Origin of the sequence: Streptomyces sp. 130 (genome assembly GCF_007096885.1) — a bacterium.
In the GTDB taxonomy this organism is placed as follows: domain Bacteria; phylum Actinomycetota; class Actinomycetes; order Streptomycetales; family Streptomycetaceae; genus Streptomyces.
Window position 1 is genome coordinate 60,822 of the sequence record NZ_VJNO01000030.1, and the last position, 26,536, is coordinate 87,357.

22 protein-coding genes and 1 riboswitch are annotated in these 26,536 nt (G+C 72.4%); of the genes, 6 read left to right on the forward strand and 16 right to left on the reverse strand.

Annotated elements, in window-relative coordinates:
* Nucleotides 1-139: 139 nt before the first annotated feature.
* A complete protein-coding gene (locus FKN01_RS23275) occupies nt 140-1,495 on the reverse strand; it encodes a peptidase C39 family protein (RefSeq protein ID WP_143623700.1) in 1,356 nt (451 codons plus the stop codon).
* 191 nt (nt 1,496-1,686) lie between these two features.
* Between FKN01_RS23275 and FKN01_RS23280 the strand changes: the two genes are divergently transcribed.
* Both FKN01_RS23280 and FKN01_RS23285 read left to right on the forward strand, forming a co-directional pair.
* Complete coding sequence (locus FKN01_RS23280; RefSeq protein ID WP_143623702.1) at nt 1,687-2,271, forward strand: uridine kinase; 585 nt, start codon at nt 1,687-1,689, stop codon at nt 2,269-2,271.
* Nucleotides 2,272-2,667: 396 nt separating this feature from the next.
* Entirely contained in the window at nt 2,668-4,557 is a 1,890-nt protein-coding gene (locus FKN01_RS23285; protein ID WP_185992956.1) for an AAA family ATPase, read from the forward strand.
* 103 nt (nt 4,558-4,660) lie between these two features.
* Here the strand turns inward: FKN01_RS23285 and FKN01_RS23290 are convergent, their stop codons facing one another.
* From FKN01_RS23290 to ribD, 10 genes are all read right to left on the reverse strand, one after another.
* Entirely contained in the window at nt 4,661-5,752 is a 1,092-nt protein-coding gene (locus tag FKN01_RS23290) for a hemolysin family protein (RefSeq protein WP_143623706.1), read from the reverse strand.
* The gene (locus FKN01_RS23295) at nt 5,749-7,110 is read right to left on the reverse strand and encodes a hemolysin family protein (protein ID WP_143623708.1); all 1,362 of its coding nucleotides are present in this window, start codon (nt 7,108-7,110) and stop codon (nt 5,749-5,751) included. The genes FKN01_RS23290 and FKN01_RS23295 overlap by 4 nt, the downstream gene beginning before the upstream one ends.
* A gap of 186 nt (nt 7,111-7,296) precedes the next feature.
* Nucleotides 7,297-7,761: a PH domain-containing protein gene (locus tag FKN01_RS23300; RefSeq protein WP_143623710.1), complete on the reverse strand. Its 465-nt coding sequence runs from the start codon at nt 7,759-7,761 to the stop codon at nt 7,297-7,299.
* A 25-nt stretch (nt 7,762-7,786) separates the two neighbouring features.
* Entirely contained in the window at nt 7,787-8,635 is an 849-nt protein-coding gene (hisG, locus tag FKN01_RS23305) for an ATP phosphoribosyltransferase (RefSeq protein ID WP_018103938.1), read from the reverse strand.
* A 63-nt stretch (nt 8,636-8,698) separates the two neighbouring features.
* Complete coding sequence (locus FKN01_RS23310) at nt 8,699-8,971, reverse strand: phosphoribosyl-ATP diphosphatase (protein ID WP_018103937.1); 273 nt, start codon at nt 8,969-8,971, stop codon at nt 8,699-8,701.
* 34 nt (nt 8,972-9,005) lie between these two features.
* Complete coding sequence (ribH, locus tag FKN01_RS23315) at nt 9,006-9,491, reverse strand: 6,7-dimethyl-8-ribityllumazine synthase (RefSeq protein WP_073967749.1); 486 nt, start codon at nt 9,489-9,491, stop codon at nt 9,006-9,008.
* A gap of 40 nt (nt 9,492-9,531) precedes the next feature.
* Nucleotides 9,532-10,830: a bifunctional 3,4-dihydroxy-2-butanone-4-phosphate synthase/GTP cyclohydrolase II gene (locus FKN01_RS23320; protein ID WP_143623712.1), complete on the reverse strand. Its 1,299-nt coding sequence runs from the start codon at nt 10,828-10,830 to the stop codon at nt 9,532-9,534.
* Nucleotides 10,827-11,471: a nicotinamide mononucleotide transporter family protein gene (locus FKN01_RS23325; RefSeq protein ID WP_143623713.1), complete on the reverse strand. Its 645-nt coding sequence runs from the start codon at nt 11,469-11,471 to the stop codon at nt 10,827-10,829. Before FKN01_RS23325 ends, FKN01_RS23320 begins: the two co-directional genes overlap by 4 nt.
* Nucleotides 11,468-12,085 carry a riboflavin synthase gene (locus FKN01_RS23330; RefSeq protein WP_143623715.1) on the reverse strand — a complete coding sequence of 206 codons (618 nt, stop codon included), beginning with the start codon at nt 12,083-12,085 and terminating at the stop codon, nt 11,468-11,470. The genes FKN01_RS23325 and FKN01_RS23330 overlap by 4 nt, the downstream gene beginning before the upstream one ends.
* Nucleotides 12,086-13,186 (reverse strand): bifunctional diaminohydroxyphosphoribosylaminopyrimidine deaminase/5-amino-6-(5-phosphoribosylamino)uracil reductase RibD, encoded by a 1,101-nt coding sequence (gene ribD / locus FKN01_RS23335; protein ID WP_143623717.1) that lies wholly within the window; start codon nt 13,184-13,186, stop codon nt 12,086-12,088. It abuts the gene before it with no gap.
* A gap of 156 nt (nt 13,187-13,342) precedes the next feature.
* Nucleotides 13,343-13,473: riboswitch (FMN riboswitch) on the reverse strand.
* A gap of 277 nt (nt 13,474-13,750) precedes the next feature.
* On the opposite strand from ribD, the gene FKN01_RS23340 reads away from it, so the two are divergent.
* On the forward strand, nt 13,751-16,096 hold the full coding sequence (locus FKN01_RS23340; protein ID WP_143623719.1) for a chitinase C-terminal domain-containing protein: 2,346 nt from the start codon (nt 13,751-13,753) through the stop codon (nt 16,094-16,096).
* Nucleotides 16,097-16,199: 103 nt separating this feature from the next.
* Here the strand turns inward: FKN01_RS23340 and FKN01_RS23345 are convergent, their stop codons facing one another.
* Complete coding sequence (locus FKN01_RS23345) at nt 16,200-17,375, reverse strand: ROK family transcriptional regulator (protein WP_143623721.1); 1,176 nt, start codon at nt 17,373-17,375, stop codon at nt 16,200-16,202.
* 134 nt (nt 17,376-17,509) lie between these two features.
* On the opposite strand from FKN01_RS23345, the gene FKN01_RS23350 reads away from it, so the two are divergent.
* On the forward strand, nt 17,510-18,736 hold the full coding sequence (locus tag FKN01_RS23350; protein WP_143623723.1) for an MFS transporter: 1,227 nt from the start codon (nt 17,510-17,512) through the stop codon (nt 18,734-18,736).
* A 155-nt stretch (nt 18,737-18,891) separates the two neighbouring features.
* On the forward strand, nt 18,892-20,283 hold the full coding sequence (locus FKN01_RS23355; protein ID WP_143623725.1) for a uracil-xanthine permease family protein: 1,392 nt from the start codon (nt 18,892-18,894) through the stop codon (nt 20,281-20,283).
* Nucleotides 20,284-20,300: 17 nt separating this feature from the next.
* On the opposite strand, the gene FKN01_RS23360 is transcribed toward FKN01_RS23355, so the two are convergent.
* From FKN01_RS23360 to FKN01_RS23375, 4 genes are all read right to left on the reverse strand, one after another.
* The gene (locus FKN01_RS23360; protein ID WP_143623727.1) at nt 20,301-22,001 is read right to left on the reverse strand and encodes an NAD(P)/FAD-dependent oxidoreductase; all 1,701 of its coding nucleotides are present in this window, start codon (nt 21,999-22,001) and stop codon (nt 20,301-20,303) included.
* Between the two features lie 54 nt (nt 22,002-22,055).
* On the reverse strand, nt 22,056-22,853 hold the full coding sequence (locus FKN01_RS23365) for a carbon-nitrogen hydrolase family protein (protein WP_143623729.1): 798 nt from the start codon (nt 22,851-22,853) through the stop codon (nt 22,056-22,058).
* A gap of 189 nt (nt 22,854-23,042) precedes the next feature.
* A complete protein-coding gene (locus FKN01_RS23370; RefSeq protein WP_143623730.1) occupies nt 23,043-23,498 on the reverse strand; it encodes an Lrp/AsnC family transcriptional regulator in 456 nt (151 codons plus the stop codon).
* 94 nt (nt 23,499-23,592) lie between these two features.
* Complete coding sequence (locus tag FKN01_RS23375) at nt 23,593-25,059, reverse strand: GuaB1 family IMP dehydrogenase-related protein (RefSeq protein WP_143623732.1); 1,467 nt, start codon at nt 25,057-25,059, stop codon at nt 23,593-23,595.
* A 307-nt stretch (nt 25,060-25,366) separates the two neighbouring features.
* Between FKN01_RS23375 and FKN01_RS23380 the strand changes: the two genes are divergently transcribed.
* Nucleotides 25,367-26,389 carry a terpene synthase family protein gene (locus FKN01_RS23380; RefSeq protein ID WP_143623733.1) on the forward strand — a complete coding sequence of 341 codons (1,023 nt, stop codon included), beginning with the start codon at nt 25,367-25,369 and terminating at the stop codon, nt 26,387-26,389.
* Nucleotides 26,390-26,536: the final 147 nt, after the last annotated feature.

Consider the following 26,536-nt stretch of genomic DNA (forward strand, 5'->3'; position numbering starts at 1 on the left):
TACCCCTTTCGAACACGCGGGCAGCGGCGTCGGCCTCTCCCGGCCGCTCACCCGCTGCCCGTTTACCCGATCGCCCGCCGATCCCGCGCCCCGGCGGCGGGTACGCCCGCGGATTGCGCCGACCGGCGGACCCGGCGGCTCACACCAGCCCGAACGACCGCAGCGCCGACCGCTGCGCCGGCGTCGGAAGGGCCGGCCAGTAGACGTAGCAGACCCCGCCGGTCCCGCTCCTGACCTTGCCGTTCGCGTCGTACCGCTTCGTGCGCAGCCAGATGTTCTCCCACTCGCGGCGCCGGTAGACGTGGCGGACCGCGTCGTCGTCCGGGGAGGCGGGGTCGTTGGCGATCACGTCGCCGTCGGCGGTGAAGCCGATCACCGTCATCAGGTGGCCCGACGTGCCGTAGCCCGCGCCGGTCAGCTCCTCCTTGAGGAAGGACTGCGAGGTGATGACGGGAATGCCCGCGCGGACCAGGGTCTCCACGTCGTTCAGCGAGCCGAGGCGGGTCACGGCGGCGCTCATGCCGTCGTACGTGGCCGCGTAGGCGGCGTTGAACGGCCAGTTGCCGCAGCCCTCGTACTGGTAGTCGTAGGTGAAGCGGGCGGCGTGGCAGACCGAGGGGTCCGGGATGCCGGGCTCCACCCACGCCAGGTCCTCGGCGGAGGGCTCGCGGCCCCAGTACTCGATGATCATCTGCGAGGAGGTCGGGCTGCACCACGCCTCGCCGCCGTTGTCGTACTCCGGGTACTGGCCCACGTGCACGTTCTGCGAGTAGCGCGGCACCGGCAGCTCGCGGACCAGGCCCGGGGTGCTCGCGGGCACCGTGAAGCGGTCCGGGATGTCCGAGGCCATCGCGCCCACCCGCCACACCGTCGGGGTGAGGCGGCTGCCCGGGGTGCGGTACAGGGTCAGCCGGAGGCGGTACGTGAGCAGGCGCAGGCCGCTCGCCGCGTCGTCCACCGAGAAGGTGTCGGTCCAGATGGAGCTCTTGCCGTCGCTCTGGTCGTCCACCGAGGTGCGGCGGATGTCCGCGTCGCCGGCGGCCCAGCGCCCCATCACGTACCACGGGGTCTCGGTGCCGTCCGAGTAGCGGCCGGACAGCTCGATCCCGATCCAGGTGCCGGCCGGGGTGTCCGCGTTCCAGGAGGCGATCACCTCGGTGGCGGGGACGCGGGAGCGGTGCACCGGCGAGGTCCAGGTCGCGTACTCCCAGGCGGCGGTGGTGCCGGTGTGCGGGTCGGTGTAGTCCGTACGGCCCTGCGGGTGGGCGATGACGAGTCCGGCACGGCGGCCGGCGACCGCGCGGGTTCCGGCGCGGTCGCCGCAGCGCCAGTCGGTGTACGTGGTCCAGGCGTGGTTGTCCACCGAGGGCGGCTCGGTCCGGCCGGGGCGGCGCGGGGCGGCTGCCGCCGAGGCGGCGGACGACAGCGTTCCGGCACCGGCCGCCACGACGGCGGCGGCGGCGAGCACGGTGCGGCGTGAGGTGGGACTGGGCATGGGCGAGACCCCCGGTCGTCGTCTGCGGAATGGGGCTGCGGTGCACGACAGTGCGCCAACTATCGCGGGTCGCGTGCCGGTTCGGCCAGCGATTCGACCCGCGCCGAACAACCAATATTGGTCTCCACCACTGGCGTGACCTGCGGCTGGGCCGAACGGCCTACGGCCACCCCGGCTCGTAGGCTGGGCGCATGAACGATCTCGCGCTCCGGGCCGCGCGGCTCACCGCCCTCCCGCCGTCCTGCGGGCCGGTACGGCTGGTCGCCGTCGACGGGCACGCCGGATCGGGCAAGAGCACCTTCACCGGCCGGCTCGCGGCGGCGCTCGGCGGGGCGCCCGTGCTGCACCTGGACGATCTGGCCAGCCACGAGGAGCTGTTCGCCTGGACGGACCGGCTGCGGGAGCAGGTCACGGGGCCGCTCTCGCGCGGCGAGCCCGCGCGCTACGCCCCGTACGACTGGACGGCACGGGCTTTCGGGCCCGCCAGGACCCTGGAGCCCGCCCCCGTCGTCCTGGTCGAGGGCGTCGGCGCCGGCCGGCGCGCCCTGCGGCCGCTGCTGGCGCGGCTGTTGTGGATGGACCTGCCCGCCGAGGAGTCCTGGGCGCGCGGCCGGCGGCGCGACGGGCCGGCGCTGCGCTCCTTCTGGGACGGCTGGACGGCGGCCGAGACGGCGCACTTCGCGGCCGACCCCTCGCGCCCCTGGGCGGACGTTCTGGTAAGGCAGTTGCCTGTGGGGTACGAGTGGCTGGAAGGACCCGTGCGGGAGCGGTGCTGAACCGTTCCGTCACCCGTTGTGACCGGGTCTCACCGTCCTCTCGCGCCGCCGGAAAACGGCTCGGAAGTACCTCAACTCGGCTTGACCGGGGGGCGGTACAGGTCTTACGTTCTCAATGTGAGGCTTTCAGGAGCCCCCACAGACGCGAAGCCCCCGGTTGTTCCCCCGTGACCGGGGGCTTCGTCCTGTGCTCCCGGCGCACTCCGGCGCCCTCTTTCTCACCCTGGGTCACGGCGCCTCTTCGGCCTGCGGCACCCTTCGTCGGATACGCACCGCACAGGTACGATGCCTCTCGGTGCGGTCAATTCCCGTCCACGGCACAGCGATACGGCGCGCCTCGGCCCGGCGGGCTCGCGGGCGGCGGGACATCCTGGGGGCACGTTTGTGGGGGACCTGATGGACTTCGGTACGCAGGGCGCGCAGGCCCCGGCCGACCTCGCCTGGCTGCGGGGCGTGGACGCCTACACGATGGGCGCGTATCCGCAGGCCGAGGAGGAGTTCCGGGCGGCCGTGGGCCTGGACCCCGGCATGGCGGACGCCTGGCTCGGACTGCACGCGCTGCGCGTCGACACCGCCTCGGCGCTGCTGCACATGCACCGCCACCGCGACCGCTTCGGCGAGCAGCGGACCCGCTACCGGCGCACCCTCAATTCCTGGTACTGGCTGGGCTGGTGGGTGCAGCCGGTCCTGGAGAGCCCGCGCGATCTGCTGCTCGCGCACGCCTCGCACTGGCTGGACGGCCGCCATGTCGCGGAGCTCGACCGGGCGCTGGCCGCCCTGCCGCCGGTGGAGACCGACCCCCAGGTCCGCTTCCTGCACGCCTGCCGTTCCTACCTGGTCAAGGACTGGGAACAGCTCGTGCGCCACACCGAGCAGCTGATCGACGACCCCCTGCTGGGCATCGAGGCGGGGCTGTTCGGCGGGATGGCCCGGGTGCGGCTGGAGATGTACGGGCAGGCGGAGCCGATGCTCGCGACGGCACTGATGCGGTGCCGCAGCGAGCAGCCGCAGCGCAAGGAGCTCCGCTACTGGCTGGCCCGCGCCCACGAGGGCACCGGCCGCAGCGCCGCCGCCCTCCCCCTCTACCGCGCCGTGCACCGCATCGACCCGGCCTTCATGGACACCTCCGCCCGGCTCGCGGCCATCGCGGACTACGACGGACTCGACGGCCCCGACGACGTGGCCGGCCTCGCGACCGTGTCCCTGACCGGCATGGAGGCGGACGCGTTCTACGCGGAGGGCGCCCCGCCGCCGGGAGCCGACCAGGCGGACGGCCGGGAGCTGCCGCCCGGCGGTGAACCGCCGGACGTGTCCGGTGCCGGGGGCGTCCCGTCGCCCGGCGGGGTGCGGGCGAAGGCTCCGGCGCCGCAGCCGTTCCCGGCCGGGCCCAGCGACCCGGCGCTGCTGGCCGAGGCACTGGCCGAGCTGGAGCGGATGGTCGGCCTGGAACCGGTCAAGCGCCAGGTCAGGGCCCTCTCGGCGCAGCTCAACATGGCGCGCCTCCGGGCGGGCCAGGGGCTGCCCGTACAGCCGCCGAAGCGGCACTTCGTGTTCTCCGGGCCGTCCGGCACCGGCAAGACGACCGTGGCCCGCATCCTGGGCCGCGTCTTCTACGCGCTGGGCCTGCTCGGCGGCGACCACCTCGTGGAGGCGCAACGGGCGGATCTGGTCGGCGAGTTCCTGGGCCAGACCGCCGTGAAGGCGAACGAGCTGATCGATTCGGCGCTGGGCGGGGTGCTGTTCGTGGACGAGGCGTACAGCCTGTCCAACACCGGCTACAGCAAGGGCGACGCGTACGGCGACGAGGCCCTTCAGGTGCTGCTCAAGCGCGCCGAGGACAACCGCGACCACCTCGTCGTCATCCTGGCCGGCTATCCGGAGGGCATGGACCGGCTGCTGTCCGCCAACCCCGGGCTCTCCTCCCGCTTCACCACCCGGGTGGACTTCCCCAGCTACCGCCCGCTGGAACTCACCGCGATCGGCGAGGTGCTGGCCGCCGAGAACGGCGATGTGTGGGACGAGGAGTCACTGGAGGAGCTGCGCTCGATCAGCGGTCATGTGGTGGACCAGGGCTGGCTGGACGAGCTGGGCAACGGCCGCTTCCTGCGGACGCTGTACGAGAAGAGCTGCGCCTACCGCGATCTGCGGCTCTCCGGCTGTACGACGCTGCCGACCCGGGAGGACCTGGCGACGCTGCGGCTGCCGGACCTGATGCAGGCCTACGGCGAGGTCCTGTCGGGGCGCGGCGCGGTGGGCCGGGGGCAGCAGGAGCCGCCGGCGCTGTGAGCCGGGAGGGCCGGCCACCGGGGCGTTCCCCGGTGGCCGGCCCCGGCTGCTCCGTCCTGGGAGGTCGTGTGCGTGCCGGGCGTCGCGGGCCCGCGAAGACGCCCTAGCCCACCAGGGCCCCGTCCGGGTCCGTCGTCCGCTCCTCGGTGCGGCGCGGCTCCGCCACCCGGTGCGCCGGGTCGCGGACCTCGCCGACCAGCGTCTCCAGGACGTCCTCCATCGCGACCAGGCCGAGCACCCGGCCGGAGGCGTCCGCGACCTGGGCGAGGTGCGTGGCGGCGCGGCGCATCACGGTGAGGGCGTCGTCCAGCGGGAGTTCGGCCCGTACGGTGGCCATCGGCCGCCAGAGCTGCTGCGGCACCGCGCGCTCCCGGTCCTCCAGGTCCAGGACGTCCTTGACGTGCAGGTAGCCCATGAACGGGCCGCCGCCCTCGGCGCAGACCGGGAAGCGCGAGAAGCCCGTGCGGACCGTCAGCTCCTCGATGCGGCGCGGAGTGACCGAGGGGTCCACGGTCACCAGGGTGGCCCGGCGCAGCAGGACGTCGGTGACCGGGCGGCTGCCCAGCTCCAGGGCGTCCTCCAGGCGTTCCTGGGCCTCGGGCTCGATGAGACCGGCCTGCCCGGAGTCCTCCACGAGGCGGTTGAGCTGCTCGCTGGTGAAGACGGCCTCCACCTCGTCCTTCGGTTCGACGCCGAAGAGGCGGAGCACCAGCCGGGCGCAGGCGCCGAGCGCCGCGGTGACCGGGCGGCAGAGCCGGGCGAAGCCGACGAGGCCGGGGCTGAGCCAGAGCGCGGTCTTCTCGGGCGCGGCCATCGCCAGGTTCTTCGGGACCATCTCGCCGATGACGAGGTGGAGGAAGACGACGAGGACGAGCGCGAGGACGTATCCGAGCGGGTGGATCAGCCCCTCGGGCAGGTGCACGGCGGTGAACACCGGTTCCAGGAGGTGGGCGACGGTGGGTTCGGCGACGGCTCCGAGGGTCAGGGAGCAGACGGTGATGCCGAACTGGGCCGCCGCCATCATCTGCGGCAGGTTCTCCAGGCCGTACAGCACCTGGCGGGCGCGGCCGGAACCGGCCGCGGCGAGGGGTTCGACCTGGCTGCGGCGCACGGAGACGAGGGAGAACTCCGCGCCGACGAAGAAGCCGTTCGCGAGGACCAGGAGTCCGGCGAAGACCAGCTGGACGAGGCTCATCGCGCCGCCTCCAGGACCGCCGGCTGCGAGGCGTCCGCGGCGGTGGCATCGGCCACGCGGACGAAGCGGACCTTCTCGGCCCGGTAGTGGCCGACCTGGCGGACCGCGAGCCGCCAGCCGGGGAGTTCGGCCCGGTCGCCGGGGGCGGGGATGCGGCCCAGCAGATCGGCGACGAGCCCGGCGACCGTCTCGTACGGGCCGTCGGGCACGTCGAGCCCTATGCGGCGCAGGGTGAGGACCCGGCAGCTGCCCTCGGCGTCCCAGGCGGGGCTGCCGTCCTCGGGCGGGGCGGGGGCCAGCTCGGGGCGGTCGGCACCCTCGGCGTCGTGCTCGTCGCGGACCTCGCCGACCAGCTCCTCGATGATGTCCTCCAGGGTGACGACGCCGGCGGTGCCGCCGTACTCGTCCACCACGACGGCGATCGGCTGCTCCTTGCGCAGCCGCTGGAGGAGCTGCTCGACGGGCAGCGTCTCGGGCACCAGGAGCGGCGGTACGGCGATCCGGCCGGCCGTGGTGCGCAGCCGTTCGGGGGCCGGGACGGCCAGGGCGTCCTTGAGGTGGATCATGCCGACGACCTCGTCGATGCGCTCCCGGTAGACGGGGAAGCGGGACAGGCCGGTGGCGCGGGTGAGGTTGAGGACGTCCTCCGCGGTGGCGGAGGTCTGCAGGGCGCTGACCTTCACGCGCGGGGTCATGACGTGCTGGGCGGTGAGCCCGGCGAGCGACAGGGTCCGTACGAAGAGGTCGGCGGTGTCCTGTTCGAGGGTGCCCGCCTCGGCGGAGTGCCGGGCGAGGGAGACCAGCTCGCCGGGGGTGCGGGCGGAGGCCAGCTCCTCGGTGGGCTCGACGCCGAGGAGGCGTACGAGCCGGTTGGCCGCGGTGTTCAGGGCGCCGATGACCGGCCGGAAGAGGCGGGTGAAGCGGGCCTGCGGTCCGGCGACGAACCGGGCGACGGTGAGCGGGCGGGAGACCGCCCAGTTCTTCGGGACGAGTTCGCCGATGACCATCTGGACGGCCGCCGCGAGCAGCATGCCGGTCACCACGCTGATGGTGGGCACGGCGCCGTCGGGCAGTCCGGTCAGGGCGAGGGGGCCGTCCAGCAGCTGGGCGAGCGCCGGCTCGGCGAGCATGCCGACCACCAGGGAGGTGATGGTGATGCCGAGCTGGGTGCCGGACAGCTGGAAGGAGAGCTCGCGCAGGGCGTCGGTGACCGAGCGGGCCCGCCGGTCGCCCTCGGCGGCGGCGCGCTCGGCGTCCGCGCGTTCCACGGTGACGAGACCGAATTCGGCCGCCACGAAGAATCCGTTGGCGAGGATGAGAAGGAATGCCGCGCAGAGCAGCAGCAGGGGGGTTGTCATGCCGCCGCCTCCACAGAGAAGGCGGCGCGGGTACTACCGGACGATCCGTCCATTGCTGGAGGGAGTCACTCCTCGGGTCGCAGGAAAATCCCCGCCGGCCGCGTGGGCCTTCGGGCGGGGCGGGGCGCGCACGGGGCGCCGCCGCCCTCCAGAGTAATCAACGAGGGGCCGTACGGGGCAGGGGGCTCAGCGCTCGTCCGTACCGGTGCCGCGGCTCTCGGCGAGCGCCCGCAGGGCCCGGGCGTCCTGGATGGCCCGCTGCTTGGCGATCCCGGGCTGGATGCCGAGGGCGGGCATGCTGGTGCCGTCGCTGAGGTCGAGGAAGACCCACGGGTCGCCCACCCGCAGGTTGACGCGGACGATCTGGGCCCAGGAGAGACGGCGGCTGCGCGTGAGGTTGACCACCGTCACGCCCTCCTCGTCCGCGACGACCTTGGGGCGGCTGAGCAGCGCCAGGACACCGAAGAAGAGCAGCGCGGTGAAGACAAAGCTGACCCGCTCCCCTCCGCTGAGCTGTTCGAGTGTGAAGGCGACGACGGTGATGACGGCGAACATCACCGCGCCGACGGTCAGCAGGACCACCCGGGTGCGGGTCGGCCGGAAGGTGACCGGCAGGGCCGGCGGGCCGGGCGGGGGTGCGGGGGCTGACATCGTGCTCTTCTTCCGTCTCCCGCCGTCAGAGACGGCAGGCGTGGATCGCGGTGGTGAGGATGGCGCGGGCGCCGAGGTCGTACAGGTCGTCCATGATCCGCTGCGCCTCGGCGGCGGCGACCATGGAGCGGACGGCGACCCAGCCCTCGTGGTGCAGCGGGGAGATGGTCGGCGACTCCAGGCCCGGGGTGAGGGCCACGGCGCGCTCCAGGTGCTCGACGCGGCAGTCGTAGTCCATCATCACGTAGCTGCGGGCCACCAGGACGCCCTGGAGGCGGCGCAGGAACTGCTGGACCTTGGGCTCGTCGGCGGGGGCGCCGGTGCGCCGGATGACGACGGCCTCGGAGGTCATGATGGGCTCGCCGATGACGTCGAGGCCGGCGTTGCGCAGGCTGGTGCCGGTCTCCACGACGTCCGCGATGACCTGGGCGACGCCGAGTTCGATGGCGGTCTCGACGGCGCCGTCGAGGTGGACGACGGAGGCGTTGACACCGGCCTCGGCGAGGTGCTTGGCGACGATGCCCTCGTAGGAGGTGGCGATGGTCAGGCCGTCGAAGTCCTCGGGTCCGGCGACGGTCCCGGGCTTGGTGGCGTAGCGGAAGGTGGAGCGGGCGAAGCCGAGCTGGAGGATCTCCTCGGCCTCGGCGCCGGAGTCCAGCAGCAGGTCGCGGCCGGTGATGCCGATGTCGAGGCGGCCCGAGCTGACGTAGATCGCGATGTCGCGGGGGCGCAGGTAGAAGAACTCGACCTCGTTGGCGGGGTCCACCAGGACGAGTTCCTTGGACTCCTTGCGCTGCTTGTAGCCCGCCTCATGGAGCATCGCCATCGCAGGCCCGGAGATAGCACCCTTGTTGGGGACGGCGATGCGCAGCATGAGGTCGGGTTTCCTTTGCGACAGGTGTGGCGGGATGACGTACGGGAGGGTGCGGGGCCTGGCTCAGAGGTGGGCGTAGACGTCGTCCAGGGAGATCCCGCGCGCGACCATCATCACCTGGACGTGGTACAGCAGCTGCGAGATCTCCTCGGCGGCGGCGTCCTTGCTCTCGTGCTCGGCGGCCATCCAGACTTCGGCGGCCTCCTCGACGACCTTCTTGCCGATGGCATGGACCCCCTTCTCCACCAGTTCGGCGGTGCGGGAGGTGGAGGGGTCGCCGTTGGCGGCCTTGAGCTGCAGCTCGGCGAAGAGCTCTTCGAAGGTTTTGTTCGCCATGATGTGCTCAGAATACGGGGTGCCCGGCCCGCACTCAGCGCCAGGGTTCGCTGACCGAGCGCAGTGTGGCGGCGGTGGCGACCGCGGCGGTGACCGCTTCGTGCCCCTTGTCCTCGTTGGACCCTTCGAGACCGGCGCGGTCGAGCGCCTGCTCCTCGTTGTCGCACGTGAGTACGCCGAAGCCGACCGGGACGCCGGTGTCGACGGCGACCTGGGTCAGGCCGTTGGTGACGCCGTGGGACACGTATTCGAAGTGCGGGGTGCCGCCGCGGATGATCACGCCGAGGGCGACGATCGCGTCGTACCCGCGGCCGGCCAGCACCTTCGCGACGACGGGGAGCTCGAAGCTGCCCGGGACCCGCAGCAGGGTCGGCTCGTCGATGCCCAGCTCGTGCAGGGCGCGCAGGGCGCCGTCGACGAGCCCGTCCATGACCTTCTCGTGCCACTGCGCGGCGACGACCGCCACACGGAGGTCACCGCAGTTGCGTACGGACAGTTCGGGTGCGCCCTTGCCGCTCATGTCTCTCCTGTGCTTTCTGTACGGGTGTCTGCAGGTCGTGCTACTGGTTGCCGCAGGCCGACGCGGGGACCGCGTCGAGCCAGGGCAGGTCGTGTCCCATGCGGTCGCGCTTGGTGCGCAGGTAGCGCAGATTGTGCTCGCCGGCCTGGACGGGCATCGGCTCGCGCCCGGTGACGGTCAGGCCGTGCCGGCCGAGCGCGGCGGTCTTGTCCGGGTTGTTCGTCATCAGGCGCAGGCTGCGCACGCCGAGGTCGGCGAGGATGCGCGCGCCCGCCGCGTAGTCCCGCGCGTCGGCGGGCAGGCCGAGCTCCAGGTTGGCGTCGAGCGTGTCGACGCCGCGCTCCTGGAGTTCGTACGCGCGGAGCTTGGAGAGCAGGCCGATGCCCCGGCCCTCGTGGCCGCGGAGATAGACGACGACGCCGCGCCCCTCGTCCGTGATGCGCTCCATGGAGGCGTGCAGCTGGGGCCCGCAGTCGCAGCGCTCGGACGCGAAGATGTCGCCGGTCAGGCACTCGGAGTGGACCCGTACGAGGACGTCGTCGCCGTCCCCGAGGTCGCCGTGGACCAGCGCGACGTGTTCGACGCCGTCCACGGTGGAGCGGTAGCCGTACGCGGTGAACGCGCCGAAGCGGGTGGGGAGCCGGACCTCGGCCTCGCGGCGGACGGTCGGCTCGCTGGTGCGCCGGTAGGCGATCAGGTCCTCGATGGAGATGATCGTGAGCCCGTGCTTGCGGGCGAAGGGCACCAGCTGGGGCAGCCGCAGCATGACGCCGTCCTCACCGGCGATCTCGACGATCGCCCCGGCGGGCCGGAGTCCGGCGAGCCGGGCGAGGTCCACGGCGGCCTCGGTGTGGCCGTTGCGCACGAGGACCCCGCCGGAGCGGGCGCGCAGCGGGAAGACGTGGCCGGGGCGCACGAAGTCGCCGGGGCCGGCCGCGCCGCCCGCGAGCAGGCGGAGCGTGGTGGCGCGGTCGGCGGCGGAGATGCCGGTGGAGACGCCGTGGGCGGCCGTGGCGTCGACGGAGACGGTGAAGGCGGTCTTCATCGACTCGGTGTTGCGGTCCACCATCTGGGGCAGTTCGAGCCGTTCCAGCTCGTCGCTCTCCATGGGCGCGCAGATCAGTCCGCGGCACTCGCTCATCATGAACGCGACGATCTCGGGCGTGGCCTTCTCGGCGGCGACGACGAGGTCGCCCTCGTTCTCGCGGTCCTCGTCGTCCACGACCACGACGGGCCGGCCCGCCGCGATGTCGCGGATGGCCTGCTCGACGGGGTCGAGGGCCAGGTCGTCGAGGGGCACGTCGTGTTCCCGGTGCAACCAGGCGGGCTGGGCAGTCATGCCGTGGCTCCTTCCAGAGCGGGTGTCCGCGTACGCAGCCACCAGTCGCGCATGCCCCACAGGACGAGGGCGCCGTAGACGACGTAGATGAGACCGGAGAAGGCGAGCCCGCTGTGGAAGTTCAGCGGGACGCCGACGAGGTCGACCAGGAGCCAGGCGAACCAGAACTCGACCATGCCGCGCGCCTGGGCGAGCATCGCGGCCAGCGTGCCGGCGAAGATGTAGGCGTCCGCCCACGGGCTCCAGGAGAGCGAGGGGAAGGCGGTGAACAGGCCGCCGACCGCGAGGGTGCCGAGGGCCGCCCCGCCGACCAGGTAGCCGCGTTCGCGCCAGGTGGCGAACCGGACCGCTATGGAGCCGTCCTGGGCCTGCTGCCGGCCCCGGGTCCACTGCTGCCAGCCCCAGACGGCGACCGCGATGACGATGACCTGCTTGCCGACGCTGCCCGCCTGCTGGACGGAGACGTTGGCGGCGACCAGCACGACGCCGGACAGGAGCTGGGCGGGCCAGGTCCAGATGGAGCGCAGCCAGCCGAGCGCGAGGGCGATCAGGCCGACGGTGTTGCCGATCATGTCGGACCAGATGATGTGCTGGTCGAGGACGGTGAACGCCTCGGAGTTCAGCCAGTGCAGGGCGCTCACTTCGGGTCCTCCCCGGTCTCCGGCGCCTCGTGGCCGAGCAGCCGCTCGACGTACTTCGCGATGACGTCCACTTCGAGGTTGACCGGGTCGCCGGGCCCCTTGATGCCGAGCGTGGTCAGCGCCAGGGTGGTGGGGATGAGGCTGATGGTGAAGTAGTCCGGTCCGGCGTCCACCACGGTCAGGCTGACGCCGTCGACGGTGATCGAGCCCTTCTCGACCACGTACCGGGTGAGGGCGGCCGGGAGCGAGATCTTGACGATCTCCCAGTGCTCGGAGGGCCGGCGCTCCAGGATGCGGCCGGTGCCGTCGACGTGCCCCTGGACGATGTGGCCGCCGAGCCGTCCGCCGAGCGCCATGGGGCGTTCGAGGTTGACGCGGGAGCCGGTCGTCAGGGCGCCGAGGCTGGAGCGGTTCAGCGTCTCGGCCATGACGTCGGCGGTGAACTCGTGCTCGCCGAGTTCCACGACGGTCAGGCAGACGCCGTTCACGGCGATCGAGTCCCCGTGCTTGGCGCCCTCGGTGACGACGGGTCCGCGCAGGCGGAAGCGGGAGGCGTCGGCCAGTTGCTCGACGGCGGTGACCTCGCCCAGTTCTTCGACGATTCCGGTGAACATTCAGTTCTCCTTCCGGGCGGGGCCGGGGACGGCGGTGACGCGCAGATCGGGGCCGATGCGGACGGTCTCCGTCACGTCGAGGCGCAACGCCTCGGTGATCGTGGAGATTCCGGCGTCGGCGAGGGCGGCGGGGCCCGCGCCGATGAGGACGGGGGCGAGATAGCCGACGACCTTGTCGACGAGTCCCGCGGCGACGAAGGCGCCGGCCAGGACCGGGCCGCCTTCGAGGAGTACGGAGCGCACACCGCGCTCGTGGAGGGCGGCGAGCAGGGCTGCCGGGTCGAGGCCGGGCCCGTCGGCCGTGCGGGGCAGCCGCAGGACCGCCTCGTCGGGCAGGTGGCCGGCGTCCGCGTCCTCGGCGACCGCGATCAGGGTGGGCGCGGTGGCGTCGAGGACCCGGGCGCCGGGCCGTACGGCGGTGGCGCGGGTGTCCATGACGACGCGCAGGGGCTGGACGGCGCCGTCGATGCCGCGCGCCCCGAGCTGGGGGTCGTCGGCGCGGGCGGTGCCGGAGCCGACGAGGACCGCGTCGGCCTCGGCGCGCAGCCGGTGCACGTCGGCGCGGGACTCGGCGGAGCTGATCCAGCGGCTGGTGCCGTCGGCCGCGGCGACCCGGCCGTCCAGGCTCGCCGCGTACTTCCAGGTGACGTGCGGGCGGCCCCGGCGCACGGAGGTGAGCCAGGCGGCGTTGCCCGCCTCGGCCTCGTCGGCGAGGAGGCCCGCCTCGGCCCGGACCCCGGCGGCGCGGAGCGTTTCGGCGCCGCCGGTGGCCTGCGGGTCCGGGTCGCCCACCGCGTAGACGACACGGGCGATCCCTGCCTCGACGAGCGCCTGGGCGCAGGGGCCGGTGCGGCCGGTGTGGTTGCACGGTTCGAGGGTGACGTAGGCGGTCCCGCCCCGGGCCCGCCCGCCCGCCGCGCGCAGGGCGTGGATCTCGGCGTGCGGGCCGCCGGCGCGCTGGTGGAAGCCCTCGCCCGCGGTCTCGCCGGCGGCGTCGAGGACGACGCATCCGACGACCGGGTTGGGGCTGGTGGAGCCGAGGCCGCGGGCGGCGAGCGCGATGGCTCGGCGCATGGCGGCGGTGTCGGCTGCGGTGTCCACCGGGTCCTCCTGCCTCTTCGGGCACGGACTCCGGGGCCTGTCGATGACGACAGAAGAAGCGGAACGCACGACAGGGACGCCTGATGCCGGAAAAGCACGGAGGGGTCCGGTGATCCGGAACCTCCGCCAACGGCGGCGTACCCGCGAAACGGCCCGCCGCGCACTGCCTCCCATCCGGACTTTAACCGTCGGTCCAGGAATTTCACCTGGTCAACCGGCCGCTGGATGCGGACGGGTCGCGGACTGTAACCGCCGGTTCGGAATTGCACCGACCCCGGAGTGCGCTGCTGCTGGTACACGATCAGTGTGCCACGACCCGGCGGGGGCCAACCGGGTGAACGCTGTGGGGTGGCTCACAGACAGCATGTGACAAGACCTCTTTCGGACATCCGTGCAGGAATGAACCGCGATTGGTCCAGACCTATTGACGCACTGGTCTAGTCCTCTTAATCTCTGCGTCACCTCCGAGGAGCGGTTCCGCGGTGTGCGCACGCCCGGGACCAGGCACGACCCACCCCCCTTTGTTCAGTTGTGTTCTGCCGACCTCCCCAGGAGGAACCGAACGTGCTGTCCCCCACCCGTGCGAGAGCCTCGCTCCTCGCCGCCGGCGCGGGCGTCGCCGCGCTGCTGATCGGCTCGCTCTCCGCGGCCCCCTCGCAAGCCGCCGACCAGGAGTCCTGCCGCCCCGACGGGCTCTACGAGACGCCCGGCGTCTCCGTCCCCTACTGCTCCGTGTACGACTCCGAGGGCCGCGAGAAGATGGGCGCCGACCACCCCCGGCGCGTCATCGGCTACTTCACCAACTGGCGGACCGGCAAGGACGGCAAGCCCGCCTACCTGGCCTCCGACATCCCCTGGGACAAGGTCACCCACCTCAACTACGCCTTCGCCCACGTCGACGGGGCCAACAAGCTCTCGGTCGGCGCGGATGGGCCGGAAAACGCCTCCACCGGCATGACCTGGCCGGGCGTCAAGGGCGCCGAGATGGACCCGGACCTCCCCTACAAGGGCCATTTCAACCTGCTGAACAAGTTCAAGAAGCAGTACCCGAACGTGAAGACGATGGTCTCCGTCGGCGGCTGGGCCGAGACCGGCGGCTACTTCGGCGACGACGGCGAGCGGGTCGCGTCGGGCGGCTTCTACTCGATGGCCACCAACGCCGACGGCTCGGTCAACCAGGCCGGGATCGACACCTTCGCCGACTCGGCGGTCGACTTCGTCCGGAAGTACGGATTCAACGGCGTCGACATCGACTACGAGTACCCGACGACGATGAAGGACGCGGGCAACCCGCTGGACTGGACGCTGTCCAACGCCCGCCGCGCCGGCCTGGTCAAGGGCTACGCCGCGCTGATGAAGACCCTGCGCGAGAAGCTGGACCGGGCCTCCGCCGCCGACGGCCACCACTACCTGCTCAGCGTCGCCGCCCCCTCGTCGGGCTACCTGCTGCGCGGCATGGAGACGTTCCAGGTCCAGAAGTACCTGGACTACGTCAACATCATGTCGTACGACCTGCACGGCGCCTGGAACGAGTACGTCGGCCCCAACGCCGCGCTCTTCGACGACGGCAAGGACGCGGAGCTCGCCCAGGCGAGCGTCTACTCCACCTCGCAGTACGGCGGCACCGGCTACCTCAACACGGACTGGGCCTACCACTACTTCCGCGGCTCGATGCCGTCCGGCCGTATCAACATCGGCCTGCCGTACTACACCCGCGGCTTCAAGAACGTGCAGGGCGGCACCAACGGCCTGTGGGGCAGGGCGGCCTCGACCGACTGCCCGGCCGGCGCGGGGCTGACCAAGTGCGGTGACGGTGCCGTCGGCATCGACAACCTCTGGCACGACCTGGACACCAACGGCAAGGAGTCGCCGGCCGGGTCCAACCCGATGTGGCACGCCAAGAACCTGGAGAAGGGCGTCGTCGGTGACTACGTCACGGACTACGGGTTCCCCGCGGACACGAAGCTGACCGGCACCTACGTCCGCAACTACGACTCGACGCTGGTCGCGCCGTGGCTCTGGAACGCCGAGAAGAAGGTCTTCCTCTCCACCGAGGACGAGCAGTCCGTGCGGGCCAAGGCCGACTACGTGGCCGACAAGGGCATCGGCGGCACGATGATCTGGGAGCTGGCCGGCGACTACGGCTGGAACGCGGAGAAGGGCCAGTACGAGCCCGGCTCCACGCTCACCTCGACCATGTACGACACCTTCAGGAAGGCCGCGCCGTACGGGGCGAAGCGCTCCACGATCGACCTGCCGACGCAGGCGCTGGACATCGACGTCTCCTTCGGCCAGTTCCCGCTGGGCGACTCCAACTACCCGATCAGCCCGAAGCTGACGATCACCAACCACACGAAGGCGACGCTGCCCGGCGGCACGGAGTTCCAGTTCGACTACTCCACCTCGGCGCCCGCCAACGCCAAGGACCAGTCGGGCTTCGGCACGACGATCGTGCGCAGTGACCACACCGCCGCGAACAACGTCGGCGGGCTGAAGGGCGACTACAACCGCGTCTCGCTGAAGCTGCCGTCCTGGCAGACCCTGGCGCCGGGCGCGTCGGTCCAGGTCGACTTCGTGTACTACCTGCCGACGTCCACGCCGTCCAACTGGACCGTGACGTTCGGCGGCAGGTCCTACGCGCTGGCGGCGGACCTGGCCCGGGGCACGACGGTGGTCGAGCCGGACACCGGCTCGACGCCGACGCCCGGCCCGTCCGGCTCCACCGGCCCGAGCCCCGACCCGTCGGGCGGCACCTGCACGGCCGCGGCGTGGAGCGCGAGCACCGAGTACGGCGCCGGTACGACGGTGAGCCAGGACGGCCACCAGTGGAAGGCGAAGTGGTGGACGAAGGGCGAGAAGCCCGGCTCCACCGGTCAGTGGGGCGTCTGGCAGGACCTGGGCGCCTGCTGAACCCCTCCGGGGCGGGCCCGCGCGCGGGTTCCGCCCCGGCCGCGGGCCCGGTCGCCGGCCCGCCCCGGTCCGGGGTCAGGCGCCGGCCCGCCCCGGTCCGGGATCAGGCGCCGGGCGCGAACAGCGCGTCCTGCGCCGCGTCCCGCGCCGCGAGCAGCGCCCCCCGGCGGACCGCCGTGCCGCCCAGCAGACCCGCCCGCACCCCGGTGCGCAGCGGGGACATCGCGGCCAGCCGCTCCTCGACCAGCGCGGCCAGCGCGCCGCCCCCCGCGTGGCCCACCTCGCCGGAGAGCAGGACGAGCCCGGGGTCGAGGACCGAGGCCACCGCGGCGGCGCCCAGCGCGATCCGGTCGGCCAGGGCGCCGAGGAAGCCCTCGCCGTCGCCCTCCCCCGCGAGCGCCGCCCGGACGGCCGCCGCCGCACCGGGTTCCTGCCCCTCCCCCGTGACGGCGATCCCGTGCTCGGCGGCCAGTTCGCACAGCGGCGCCGAGGCGGCCAGCGAGTGCAGACCCCCCTCGCAGTTGACGGCCGAGGGCGTGCCGGCCGTGCCCGGGACCGGCAGGAAACCGAGTTCGCCCGCGCCGCCCGAGGCCCCCCGGCGCACCTTTCCGTCGAGCATGACCGCCGCCCCCACCCCGTGGCCGAGCCAGATCAGGACGAACGTGTCGTGGTCGCGGGCCGCGCCGGCGCGGTGCTCGGCGACGGCGGCGAGGTTCGTCTCGTTCTCGACCAGCACCGTCGCCGGCAGCCGCTCCTGGAGCGCCCGGACCAGGCTGCGGTGCCACGACGGCAGCCCGTTGCTGTCCCGCAGCTCCCCCGTGACGGGGTCGATCAGCCCGGGCGCGCCGATGCCCACGCTGTGCAGGGGTGCGCTCCCCGCGTTGCGGACGGTGTCCGCCAGGAGCGCGACGGCCCGCTCCACGGCGTCGTCCCCCTCCGCCTCGCCGACCGGCAACGTCGCCTCGGCCAGGGTCGCGCCCAGCAGATCGGCGACGACGACGGCGACGCCGGCGGTGCGCACGTCGAGCCCGGCCAGCAGCGCGCGGTCCGCGACGATGCCGTAGAGCCGGGCGTTGGGGCCCCGGCGGTCGGCCCCGGTCTCGCCGACGACGTGGATCAGACCCGCGCCCCGGAGGCGCTCCACGAGGTCCGCGACGGTGGGCCGGGAGAGCCCGGTCAGGGTCTTCAACTGCGTGGCCGTGAGGGGACCGTCCTGCTGGAGGAGCCGCAGGGCGAGCCGGTCGTTGATGGCCCGGGCGGTGCTCGGTGATGCGGGCATGCCGGAATCCTTCCAGATCACCGCCGAACCGGAGGCGTGCGGTCGGTCTATTTATCAGGCAGGGTTCCTGATAGTTTAACGCCCGCATCATCACCCGCATCGTGGAACAGGACTTCAGGGGAGGGCACGGCGGTATGACAACCACATCCACGGCTACGGTCTTCGGCACCAAGGAGGTGCGGCGGGCCAGGTACGCCATCGCGGCGGTCTTCACCGTGCACGGGTCGGTGACCGGCAGTTTCGCCACCCGGGTGCCCTGGATCCAGGACCACGCGGGCGTGAGCGCGGGCCAGCTGGGCCTCGCGCTGGCCTTCCCCGCGATCGGCGCCTCGGTCGCGATGCCGCTGGCCGGCGCGGTGAGCCACCGCTTCGGCGCGCGGACCGCGCTGCGCGGGCTGCTGGCCCTGTGGACGCTGTCGCTGGCCCTGCCCGCCCTGGCCCCCAACCTGCTCACGCTGTGCGCGGGGCTGTTCGTGTACGGGGCCTCGTCCGGCATGTCCGACGTGGCGATGAACGCGCTCGGGGTCGAGGTGGAGAACCGGCTCGACAAGTCGATCATGTCCGGGCTGCACGGCATGTGGAGCGTGGGCGCCCTGCTGGGGTCGGCGGCGGGCACGGTCGCCGCCCACGCGGGCACGGACGCCCGGCTGCACCACGTGACAGCCGCCGTGGTGCTGACCCTGCTCGGCCTGGCCGCCTGCCAGTGGGTGTTCGACCTGCGCAGCGAGCCGGACGAGGAGCCGCCGCCGCGCTTCGCGCTGCCGCCCAGGTCGGCCCTGATCATCGGTGCGGTGGGCTTCTGCGCGGTGTTCGCCGAAGGGGCCAGCCTCGACTGGTCGGCGGTCTACCTCCAGGACACGCTGGACAGCTCGGCCGGTGTCGCGGCGGTGGCCACCACCGCGTTCGCGCTGACGATGGCGGTCGCCCGGATCGCCGGGGACCGGGTGGTCGACCGCTTCGGCGCGGTGCGCACCGTACGGGCCGGAGGCGTCCTGGCCACGGCCGGCGGGGTCCTGGTGGTCACCGCCCCGCACGTGGCGCTCGCGATGTGCGGGTTCGGGCTGATGGGGCTCGGCATCGCCGTGGTGGTCCCGCTCGCCTTCGCGGCGGCCGGGCGCAGCGGGCCCAAGCCGGCCCAGGCGATCGCGGGCGTCGCGACGATCACGTACACCTCCGGCCTCATCGCCCCGTCGGCGATCGGTTCGCTGGCCGAGGCGACCTCGCTGGTGGCGTCGTTCGGCCTGGTGACGGTGCTGGCGTTCGGCCTGGTGCGGGGGGCCGGGGGGCGGCGGGCCGGGGACCGCAAGCCGGCGGCCGGGGGCGCGGTGCGGGACGCGGCGGCGGCCGAGCCCCGCGTCTGACCCCGCTCCCGGGCGCCGCGGAACCGGCGAACCGGAACGGGTGGGTCCGGCCGGGGCGCGCGGGCCGGGCGGCACTACCATGGCGCTGATCTTTTCCGCGACGAGCGCCGTGCCCGGCGGGCACGGGCTCACGCACCTACACACAGGGAGCAACCATGGGCCTCGGCGTGCGCTGGACCTTGCACGGCGACGGGAAGACGCCCGCACCGGGAGCGGTGGTCCGCCCCGACGAGCGGCTCTCCTGGCCCCGCACCTTCGGGCTCGGCGCCCAGCACGTGGTCGCCATGTTCGGCGCGTCGTTCGTCTCGCCGGTCCTGATGGGGCTCGACCCCAACCTGGCGATCATGATGTCGGGCATCGCGACGGCCGTCTTCCTGCTGGCCACGCGCGGCCAGGTGCCGAGCTATCTGGGCTGCTCGCTCTCGTTCGTCGGGGTCGCCGCGACGATCCGGGCGAGCGGCGGCGACAGCGCGGTGGTGACCGGCGCGGTCTTCGTGGTCGGCGTGGTGCTCTTCCTGGCCGGTCTCGCGGTGCAGCGGTTCGGCGCGCGGATCATCCACGCGGCGATGCCGCCGGTGGTGACCGGCGCGGTGGTCATGCTCATCGGGTTCAACCTGGCGCCGGTGACCGCTTCGACGTACTGGCCGCAGGACCAGTGGACGGCCCTGCTCGTGATGCTGTTCACCGGTCTGGCCGTGGTGTGCCTGCGCGGCTTCTTCTCGCGGATCGCGATCTTCCTGGGGCTGGTCTTCGGTTACGTCCTGTCCTGGCTGCTCGACCGGGTCTTCGGCAAGATCCACTCCCCCGCCGGCGGCACCGAGTCGGTCGACCACTGGCGCCTGGACCTCTCGGGTGTCGGGAAGGCGGACTGGATCGGGCTGCCCTCGTTCCACGCGCCGAGCTTCGAGTGGTCGGCGATCCTGGTCGCCCTGCCCGTCGTGATCGCCCTGATCGCGGAGAACGCCGGCCATGTGAAGGCGGTCGGCGAGATGACCGGCCGCTCGCTGGACGGCAAGCTGGGCACGGCGATCGCCGCGGACGGCGCCGCCTCGATGCTGTCGACGGCGGTGGGCGGCCCGCCCAACACCACGTACTCCGAGAACATCGGCGTGATGGCCGCGACCCGGGTGTACTCCACCGCCGCCTACTGGGCCGCCGCCTGCTTCGCCCTGCTCTTCGGCCTCTGCCCGAAGTTCGGCGCGGTCGTGGCGGCGATCCCGGGCGGGGTGCTCGGCGGCATCACGGTCATCCTGTACGGCATGATCGGGCTGCTCGGCGCCCAGATCTGGCTGAACGCCGAGGTGGACCTGCGCAACCCGCTGAACCTGGTGCCGGCGGCGGCGGGCATCATCATCGGCGTCGGCGGGGTCAGCCTGAAGATCACGGACAACTTCGAACTGAGCGGGATCGCCCTCGGCACCATCGTCGTGATCACCGGCTACCACGTGCTGCGCGCCTTCGCCCCGGCGCACCTCAAGACCCAGGAGCCGCTGCTCGACTCGGGCACGTCGGCCTACGACAAGGAGCCCCCGGCCACGGACGCGTGACCGGGGCCCCCGCCCGCTCAGTCCTCCGGGAGCTCGACCGGGGCCAGCTCGTCGAAGAGGTCGCCGGGCCCGGGATTGGTCGCGTCGGTCGCGCCGCCGAAGTGGGTCATCACGCCCCACACGGCGTTCAGCGCGGTCTGCACGGCGCCCTCGGCCCAGCCGGCCGTCCAGGAGATGTCGTCACCGGCCAGGAACAGGCCCCGCTTGTCGGCGGGCAGCCGGTCCTGCATGAAGTGGGTGAACAGGCGCCGCTGGTAGCGGTAGTGGCCGGGCAGGTTGGCCTTGAAGGCGCCCATGAACCACGGCTCGTTCTCCCAGGAGACGGTGACCGGGTTGCCGATGATGTGGCCGCGGATGTCGACGTTCGGGTAGATCTCGCCGAGCGACTTCAGCATGACGTCCATCCGCTCGGCCGCCGAGAGCGGCAGCCACTTCAGGCTGTCGTCGCACCAGGTGTAGGAGAGGCAGATGCTCGCGGGCCGGTCCGGCCCGTCGTCCAGGAGGTACGTGCCCCGGGTCATCCGGTCGGTCAGCGTCATCGACATGGTGTCGCGGCCGGTGGCCTCGTCCTCGTCCAGCCAGAACGGCCGGTCGACGGGCACGAACAGCTTGGACGACTCCATGTAGTGGGTGCGCTCCATCGCCGTCCAGTGGTCGATCGGGAAGAGCGCGTCGTCGCAGTCGATCTTGGAGAGCAGCAGCCAGGACTGCCCGGTGAAGACGGCCGCCCGGAAGGTGCGGATGTCCCCGGAGGCGTCGGTGACGGTGATCCGGTTGCCGGCCGTACGGTTCAGCCGGGTGACGGCCCCGCGCGGCTCGCCGCCGTGCAGCGAGGACAGCGAGGTCCCCAGCGGCCAGTGCGTGATCTTCCGCGGCTCGCGCTCCCACAGGCGCAGCGGAAGCTGCTGGCTGCCCCCGACGATGGAGCGGTGGTGGTCGTCCGCCTCGGTGTAGACGACGCGCAGGATCTCCAGGATGGAGTTGGGGAAGTCGGTGTCCCAGCCGCCGGTGCCGAAGCCGACCTGGCCGAAGATCTCGCGGTGCCGGAAGGACCTGAAGGCGTCGGAGTCGCAGAGGAAGCCGTAGAAGGTCTGGTTGTCCAGCTTCTCGACCAGCCGGGACCAGATCTCCCTGATCCGGTGCACATCGCGCTCGCGCATCGCCCGGTTCATGTCGGAGAAGTCGGCGCCCTCCTCCAGACACCGGTTCCAGGCGTCCATCACATCGCGGTAGACCTGCGGGAGTTCATCAATGGTCCTGGCGTAGTGCGACTCGCCCTTGAGGTCGACCACGGTCGACGGGGTGGCCGGGCAGAGCGGGTTGGGGAACGGCTTCGTCTCCAGGCCCACCAGATCGATGTAGTGCTGGAGGGCGGTCGAGGAGGGCGGGAAGCGCATCGCGCCCATCTCGGCGGTGAGCGGTTCGCCGTCGGTGGCGCAGCCCTCGAACTCGACGGTGCGCAGCCGTCCGCCGATGCGGTCGGCCTCGTAGACGACGGGCCTCAGGCCCATCTTCATCAGCTCGTACGCGGTGATGATGCCGGAGAGCCCGCCGCCGATGACGGCCACCTCCGTGCCGTGCTCGGTCGCCGGTATCTGGCCGAGCCCCGCCGGGTGGGCGAGGAAGTCGTCGTACGCGTACGGGAAGTCCGGCCCGAACATGGTGATCGGCGGGGCCGCTTCCTCGGTGTGCTGGACGGCGGGGGGCACGGCGGTCATGGGGCGGGGACTCCTCGGACGGAAGGGCGGAGACGAAGGAAGGGGTGTGCGGGCTCAGACGAGGGAGCCGTACAGGCCGGGGCGGCGGTCGCGGAGATACGGGTTGGCGGCCCGGGAGTCCGCGAGCAGGCCGGGGTCGACATCGGCGGTGACCAGTTCCTCGCCGCGCCCCGCACGGGCGCGGACCGTGCCGTCGGGACCGGCCAGACAGCTCAGCCCGGTGAAGTCGAACGCGCCTTCCGGGCCGGTGCGGTTGACGTACGCGATGTACAGCTGGCTCTCGAAGGCACGGACCGGGACGAGGGATTCGGCGACGAAGGAGAAGGGGTGCATCAGCGCGGTCGGGACCAGCAGCAGGTCGGTGCCGGCCAGGGCGTGCGCCCGTACGTTCTCCGGGAACTCGACGTCGTAGCAGGTCAGCAGGCCGATGCGGACGCCGCCCAGCTCGGCCTGGACCACGGGCTGCCCGCCGGGGGTGAACCAGCGCTGCTCGAAGTCCCCGAAGAGGTGGGTCTTGCGGTAGTTGGCGAGCGCGGTGCCGTCCGGGCCGATGAGCTGCGCGGAGTTGTACAGGGTGTCGCCCTCGCGCTCGGGGTAGCCGTAGTGCACGGCGATCCCGTGCCGTGCGGCGATCCCGGCGACGGCGCGGGCGGCGGGCCCGTCGGCGGTCTCGGCGAGCCGGGGGACGTCGTCGCCGATCGCGTACCCGGTGAGGTACAGCTCGGGGCAGACCAGGAGCCGGGCCCCGGTGGCGGCGGCGCGCCGGGCGGCGTCCGCCAGCAGCTCGACGGAGCCGGCGACCGAGCCGGGACGCCCGGAGCTCTGGAGCAGGGCGGTGCGCAACGGCGGCATGGCTGACCTCGGGCGATACGGGCGGAGCGGGGACGTGGAAACGGTACGTTCAGCCGTTCGGCCCGGACAAGGCGCGACCGTTGCGCACCGACCGCCGATCCGTTGCGCGGTCCGGGCGGTACGCGGCGATTCGTTGCGCGGCCGAGGCCCGGCCCGTGCCGCCGCCCCGGTCCGCCCGGCGGACGGCCGCTACCCCGGGGGCCCCGGAGCGAACCGCCGCAACAGCGGCGAGAGGACCAGCACGGACTTCGTCCTCTCCACGTAGGGCTCCCCCGCGATCCGCTCGAGCACCTGCTCGAAATGGCGCATGTCCGCCGCGAAGACCTGGACCAGCGCGTCCGCGTCACCGGTGACCGTGGAGGCGGAGGCGACCTCGGGGTAGCGGGCGAGGCCCTGCTTGATGGAGTCCGGGGAGGTGTTGCGGCGGCAGTAGATCTCGATGTACCCCTCGGTCTCCCAGCCGACCGCGGCCGGGTCGACCCGTACGGTGAAGCCGGTGATCGCCCCCTCGGCGCGCAGCCGGTCCACCCGGCGCTTCACGGCGGGCGCGGACAGGCCGATGATCGCGCCGATGTCGGCGTAGGAGCGGCGGGCGTCCTCGGCCAGGGCGTGGACGATGCGTTCGTCGAGGTCGTTCAGTCGCACGTCGTACGGGTCACTTCTCTGCGGGGCACGGACGGAGCCGGGCATGACTGTGCCGGGGGGCGGCACCGGCCGCCCCCCGGCAGTAGACCACGGGTCAGCTCCAGCTGGCGTGCAGCGGCTTGCCCTCCGCGTAGCCGGCGGCGCTCTGGACTCCGACGACGGCCTTCTCGGCGAACTCGGCGAGGGAGGCCGCGCCGGCGTACGTGCAGGAGGAGCGGACGCCCGCGATGATCGAGTCGATCAGGTCCTCGACGCCGGGGCGCGCCGGGTCCAGGAACATCCGCGAGGTGGAGATGCCCTCCTCGAAGAGCGCCTTGCGGGCGCGGTCGTACGCGGACTCGTCGGAGGTCCGGTTCTTCACGGCGCGCGCGGACGCCATGCCGAAGGACTCCTTGTAGAAGCGCCCGTCGGCGGTCTGCTGGAGGTCGCCCGGGGACTCGTACGTACCGGCGAACCAGGAGCCGATCATCACGTTGGACGCGCCGGCCGCGAGCGCCATGGCCACGTCGCGCGGGTGGCGGACCCCGCCGTCGGCCCAGACGTGCTTGCCGTACTTCTTCGCCTCGGCGGCGCACTCCAGCACGGCCGAGAACTGGGGGCGGCCCACGCCGGTCATCATGCGGGTGGTGCACATGGCGCCGGGTCCGACGCCGACCTTGATGATGTCCGCGCCGGCCTCGATGAGGTCGCGCACGCCCTCGGCGGCGACGATGTTGCCCGCCACGATCGGCACCCGCGGGTCCAGCGCCCGGACCGCGCGAACCGCGTTGATCATGGACTCCTGGTGGCCGTGCGCGGTGTCCACGACGAGGGTGTCCACACCGGCGTCGAGGAGCTGCTTCGCCTTGCCGGCCACGTCGCCGTTGATGCCGACGGCGGCGGCGATGCGCAGCTTGCCGGCCGCGTCGGTGGCCGGGGTGTAGAGGGTGGCGCGCAGGGCGGCCTTGCGGGTGAGGATGCCGACGAGACGGCCGTCCGCGTCCACGGCGGGGGCCAGCTTGCGGTTGGCGCCGTCCAGCTTGTTGAAGGCGTCGCGCGGGTCGATGTCCGCGTCCAGGACGACCAGGTCCTTGGACATGACCTCGGAGAGCTGGGTGAAGCGGTCCACGCCGGACAGGTCGTGGTCGGTGACCACGCCGACGGGCCGGCGGTCGGCGTCCACGACGATTCCGGCGCCGTGCGCGCGCTTGTGCAGCAGGGAGAGCGCGTCGGCGACGGTCTGGCCCGGCGACAGCTCGATCGGCGTGTCGAGCACCAGGTGGCGCGTCTTGACCCAGGAGATGACGTCGGTGACGACCTCGATCGGGATGTCCTGCGGGATGACCACGAGTCCGCCGCGGCGGGCGACGGTCTCGGCCATCCGGCGCCCCGCGATCGCGGTCATGTTCGCGACGACCAGGGGGATGGTGGTGCCGCTGCCGTCGGGCGAGGCCAGGTCGACACCCTGGCGCGATCCGACCGCCGACCGGCCCGGGACCATGAAGACGTCGTCGTACGTGAGGTCGTACGGGACCGAGGGGGACTCTGTATAGCGACCGGTGCCGGGCTCAAGAAAACGCATAACACTCATTTTTTCATACGAAATGGCGCAGGTCGCTTCCACGAAGACACAGCAAATGACTCCCGTGCTCGTATGTTCCTACGAAGGAACCGCTGCGGGAGTCCCGGGCAAGTGCCACCTGCCTTACCCGGAGACCTTACCCGAACGGCTTTCAACCATTCCCGATCATCTGCCCTGGACCTGGTGACAGGGGGTCAGGTAGCTTCAAACCCGCAGGTCCCGTGGGTCACCACAACGCCCCGGAGGAACGGACGGATCATGCTCAACTTCCGTCACCCGTACGACCGGAGAGGATCACGACCCGCCCGTGGAGAACGAACTGCCGGACATTTACTGCCCGTTCCCCCAGCGGACGAACCCGCACGTCGGCCACGTACGGAAGCATCTGGACACCTGGACCCGCAACACCGGCCTGGTGCAGCGGGATTCGGCCAGGGAGCGCTTCGAGCAGGCCGACTTCGGCGCGTTCGTCGGCATGGTCTACCCGACCGCCGACAGTGAGAATCTGGACCTGGTCGCCGACTGGTTCGTCTGGCTCTTCCTCGTCGACGACCAGCTCGACGACGGCCACCTCGGCCGCAGCCCGGAGCGGGTGCGGGACGTCGTCGCCGTGATGCTGGCGGTGATCGAGGGCACCCGCACCGGCGTCCTGGAGAACGAGGAGCTGCCCGCCGCCGTGGTCGCCCTCATCGACCTGTGGCAACGTACGACGCCGACCGCGGCGGTGCACTGGCGGCGCAGGTTCGCCTGGCACCTGAAGAAGTACCTCACCACCGCCACCACCTGGGAGGCCGGGAACCGGGCGGCGGGCGTGGTGCCGTCGGAGGAGCTGTACATAGAAAAGCGCCGTCACACCGGCGCGATCATCGTCTGCATGGACCTGATAGAGATCGTCGCGGGCATCGAGGCGCCCTCCTCGATCCACAACGACCGCCGGTTCATCACCGCCCTCGAAGCGTCCTGCAACCACGTCTGCTGGGCCAATGACGTGTACTCGTACGAGAAGGAGCAGGTGCTCGGCGAGATCCACAACCTCGTCCACCTGGTCCGCCACCACCGCGGCTACGGCAAGCAGCGGGCGCTGGAGCACGTCTGCGCGCAGATCGCCGTCGAGACGGAGCGCTTCCTGGCGGCGGAGCGCGAGCTGCTGGAGGCGTATCCGCAGCTGGCGCCGATGCTGGAGCCGTATCTCGACGGCATGCGCAGCTGGATGCGCGGCAATCTCGACTGGTCCCGGCAGACGCCCCGCTACAACCCGGCCGCCGTCAGCCAGTACGAGCAGCCGGAGCAGTATCTGGAGGCCAGGGTCCTGGGCCTGCCGCGGGACTGAGCGCGCGCCGGACGTACGAGGAGGGGCGGGGGGCCCCCGGCCCCCCCCCCCCCCGCGGGTGCGCCGCCCCAGGCGCCCGCCCGGGGCCCCCCCGCCCCGGCGGGCCCGCGCGGGGGCGGCCCCGCCGGGGGCCGGGTGTCGGCGGCG

Coding starts and splice junctions, on each gene's coding strand:
- FKN01_RS23365 (WP_143623729.1), bottom strand. CDS start 22,853: ATGCCGCCGTTGCGCACCGCCCTGCTCCAGAGCTCCGGGCGTCCCGGC.
- FKN01_RS23360 (WP_143623727.1), bottom strand. CDS start 22,001: ATGACCGCCGTGCCCCCCGCCGTCCAGCACACCGAGGAAGCGGCCCCG.
- FKN01_RS23355 (WP_143623725.1), top strand. CDS start 18,892: ATGGGCCTCGGCGTGCGCTGGACCTTGCACGGCGACGGGAAGACGCCC.
- FKN01_RS23295 (WP_143623708.1), bottom strand. CDS start 7,110: ATGACAACCCCCCTGCTGCTGCTCTGCGCGGCATTCCTTCTCATCCTC.
- FKN01_RS23300 (WP_143623710.1), bottom strand. CDS start 7,761: ATGTCAGCCCCCGCACCCCCGCCCGGCCCGCCGGCCCTGCCGGTCACC.
- hisG (WP_018103938.1), bottom strand. CDS start 8,635: ATGCTGCGCATCGCCGTCCCCAACAAGGGTGCTATCTCCGGGCCTGCG.
- ribH (WP_073967749.1), bottom strand. CDS start 9,491: ATGAGCGGCAAGGGCGCACCCGAACTGTCCGTACGCAACTGCGGTGAC.
- FKN01_RS23320 (WP_143623712.1), bottom strand. CDS start 10,830: ATGACTGCCCAGCCCGCCTGGTTGCACCGGGAACACGACGTGCCCCTC.
- FKN01_RS23330 (WP_143623715.1), bottom strand. CDS start 12,085: ATGTTCACCGGAATCGTCGAAGAACTGGGCGAGGTCACCGCCGTCGAG.
- FKN01_RS23345 (WP_143623721.1), bottom strand. CDS start 17,375: ATGCCCGCATCACCGAGCACCGCCCGGGCCATCAACGACCGGCTCGCC.
- FKN01_RS23290 (WP_143623706.1), bottom strand. CDS start 5,752: ATGAGCCTCGTCCAGCTGGTCTTCGCCGGACTCCTGGTCCTCGCGAAC.
- FKN01_RS23350 (WP_143623723.1), top strand. CDS start 17,510: ATGACAACCACATCCACGGCTACGGTCTTCGGCACCAAGGAGGTGCGG.
- FKN01_RS23285 (WP_185992956.1), top strand. CDS start 2,668: ATGGACTTCGGTACGCAGGGCGCGCAGGCCCCGGCCGACCTCGCCTGG.
- FKN01_RS23275 (WP_143623700.1), bottom strand. CDS start 1,495: ATGCCCAGTCCCACCTCACGCCGCACCGTGCTCGCCGCCGCCGCCGTC.
- FKN01_RS23310 (WP_018103937.1), bottom strand. CDS start 8,971: ATGGCGAACAAAACCTTCGAAGAGCTCTTCGCCGAGCTGCAGCTCAAG.
- FKN01_RS23375 (WP_143623732.1), bottom strand. CDS start 25,059: ATGCGTTTTCTTGAGCCCGGCACCGGTCGCTATACAGAGTCCCCCTCG.
- FKN01_RS23280 (WP_143623702.1), top strand. CDS start 1,687: ATGAACGATCTCGCGCTCCGGGCCGCGCGGCTCACCGCCCTCCCGCCG.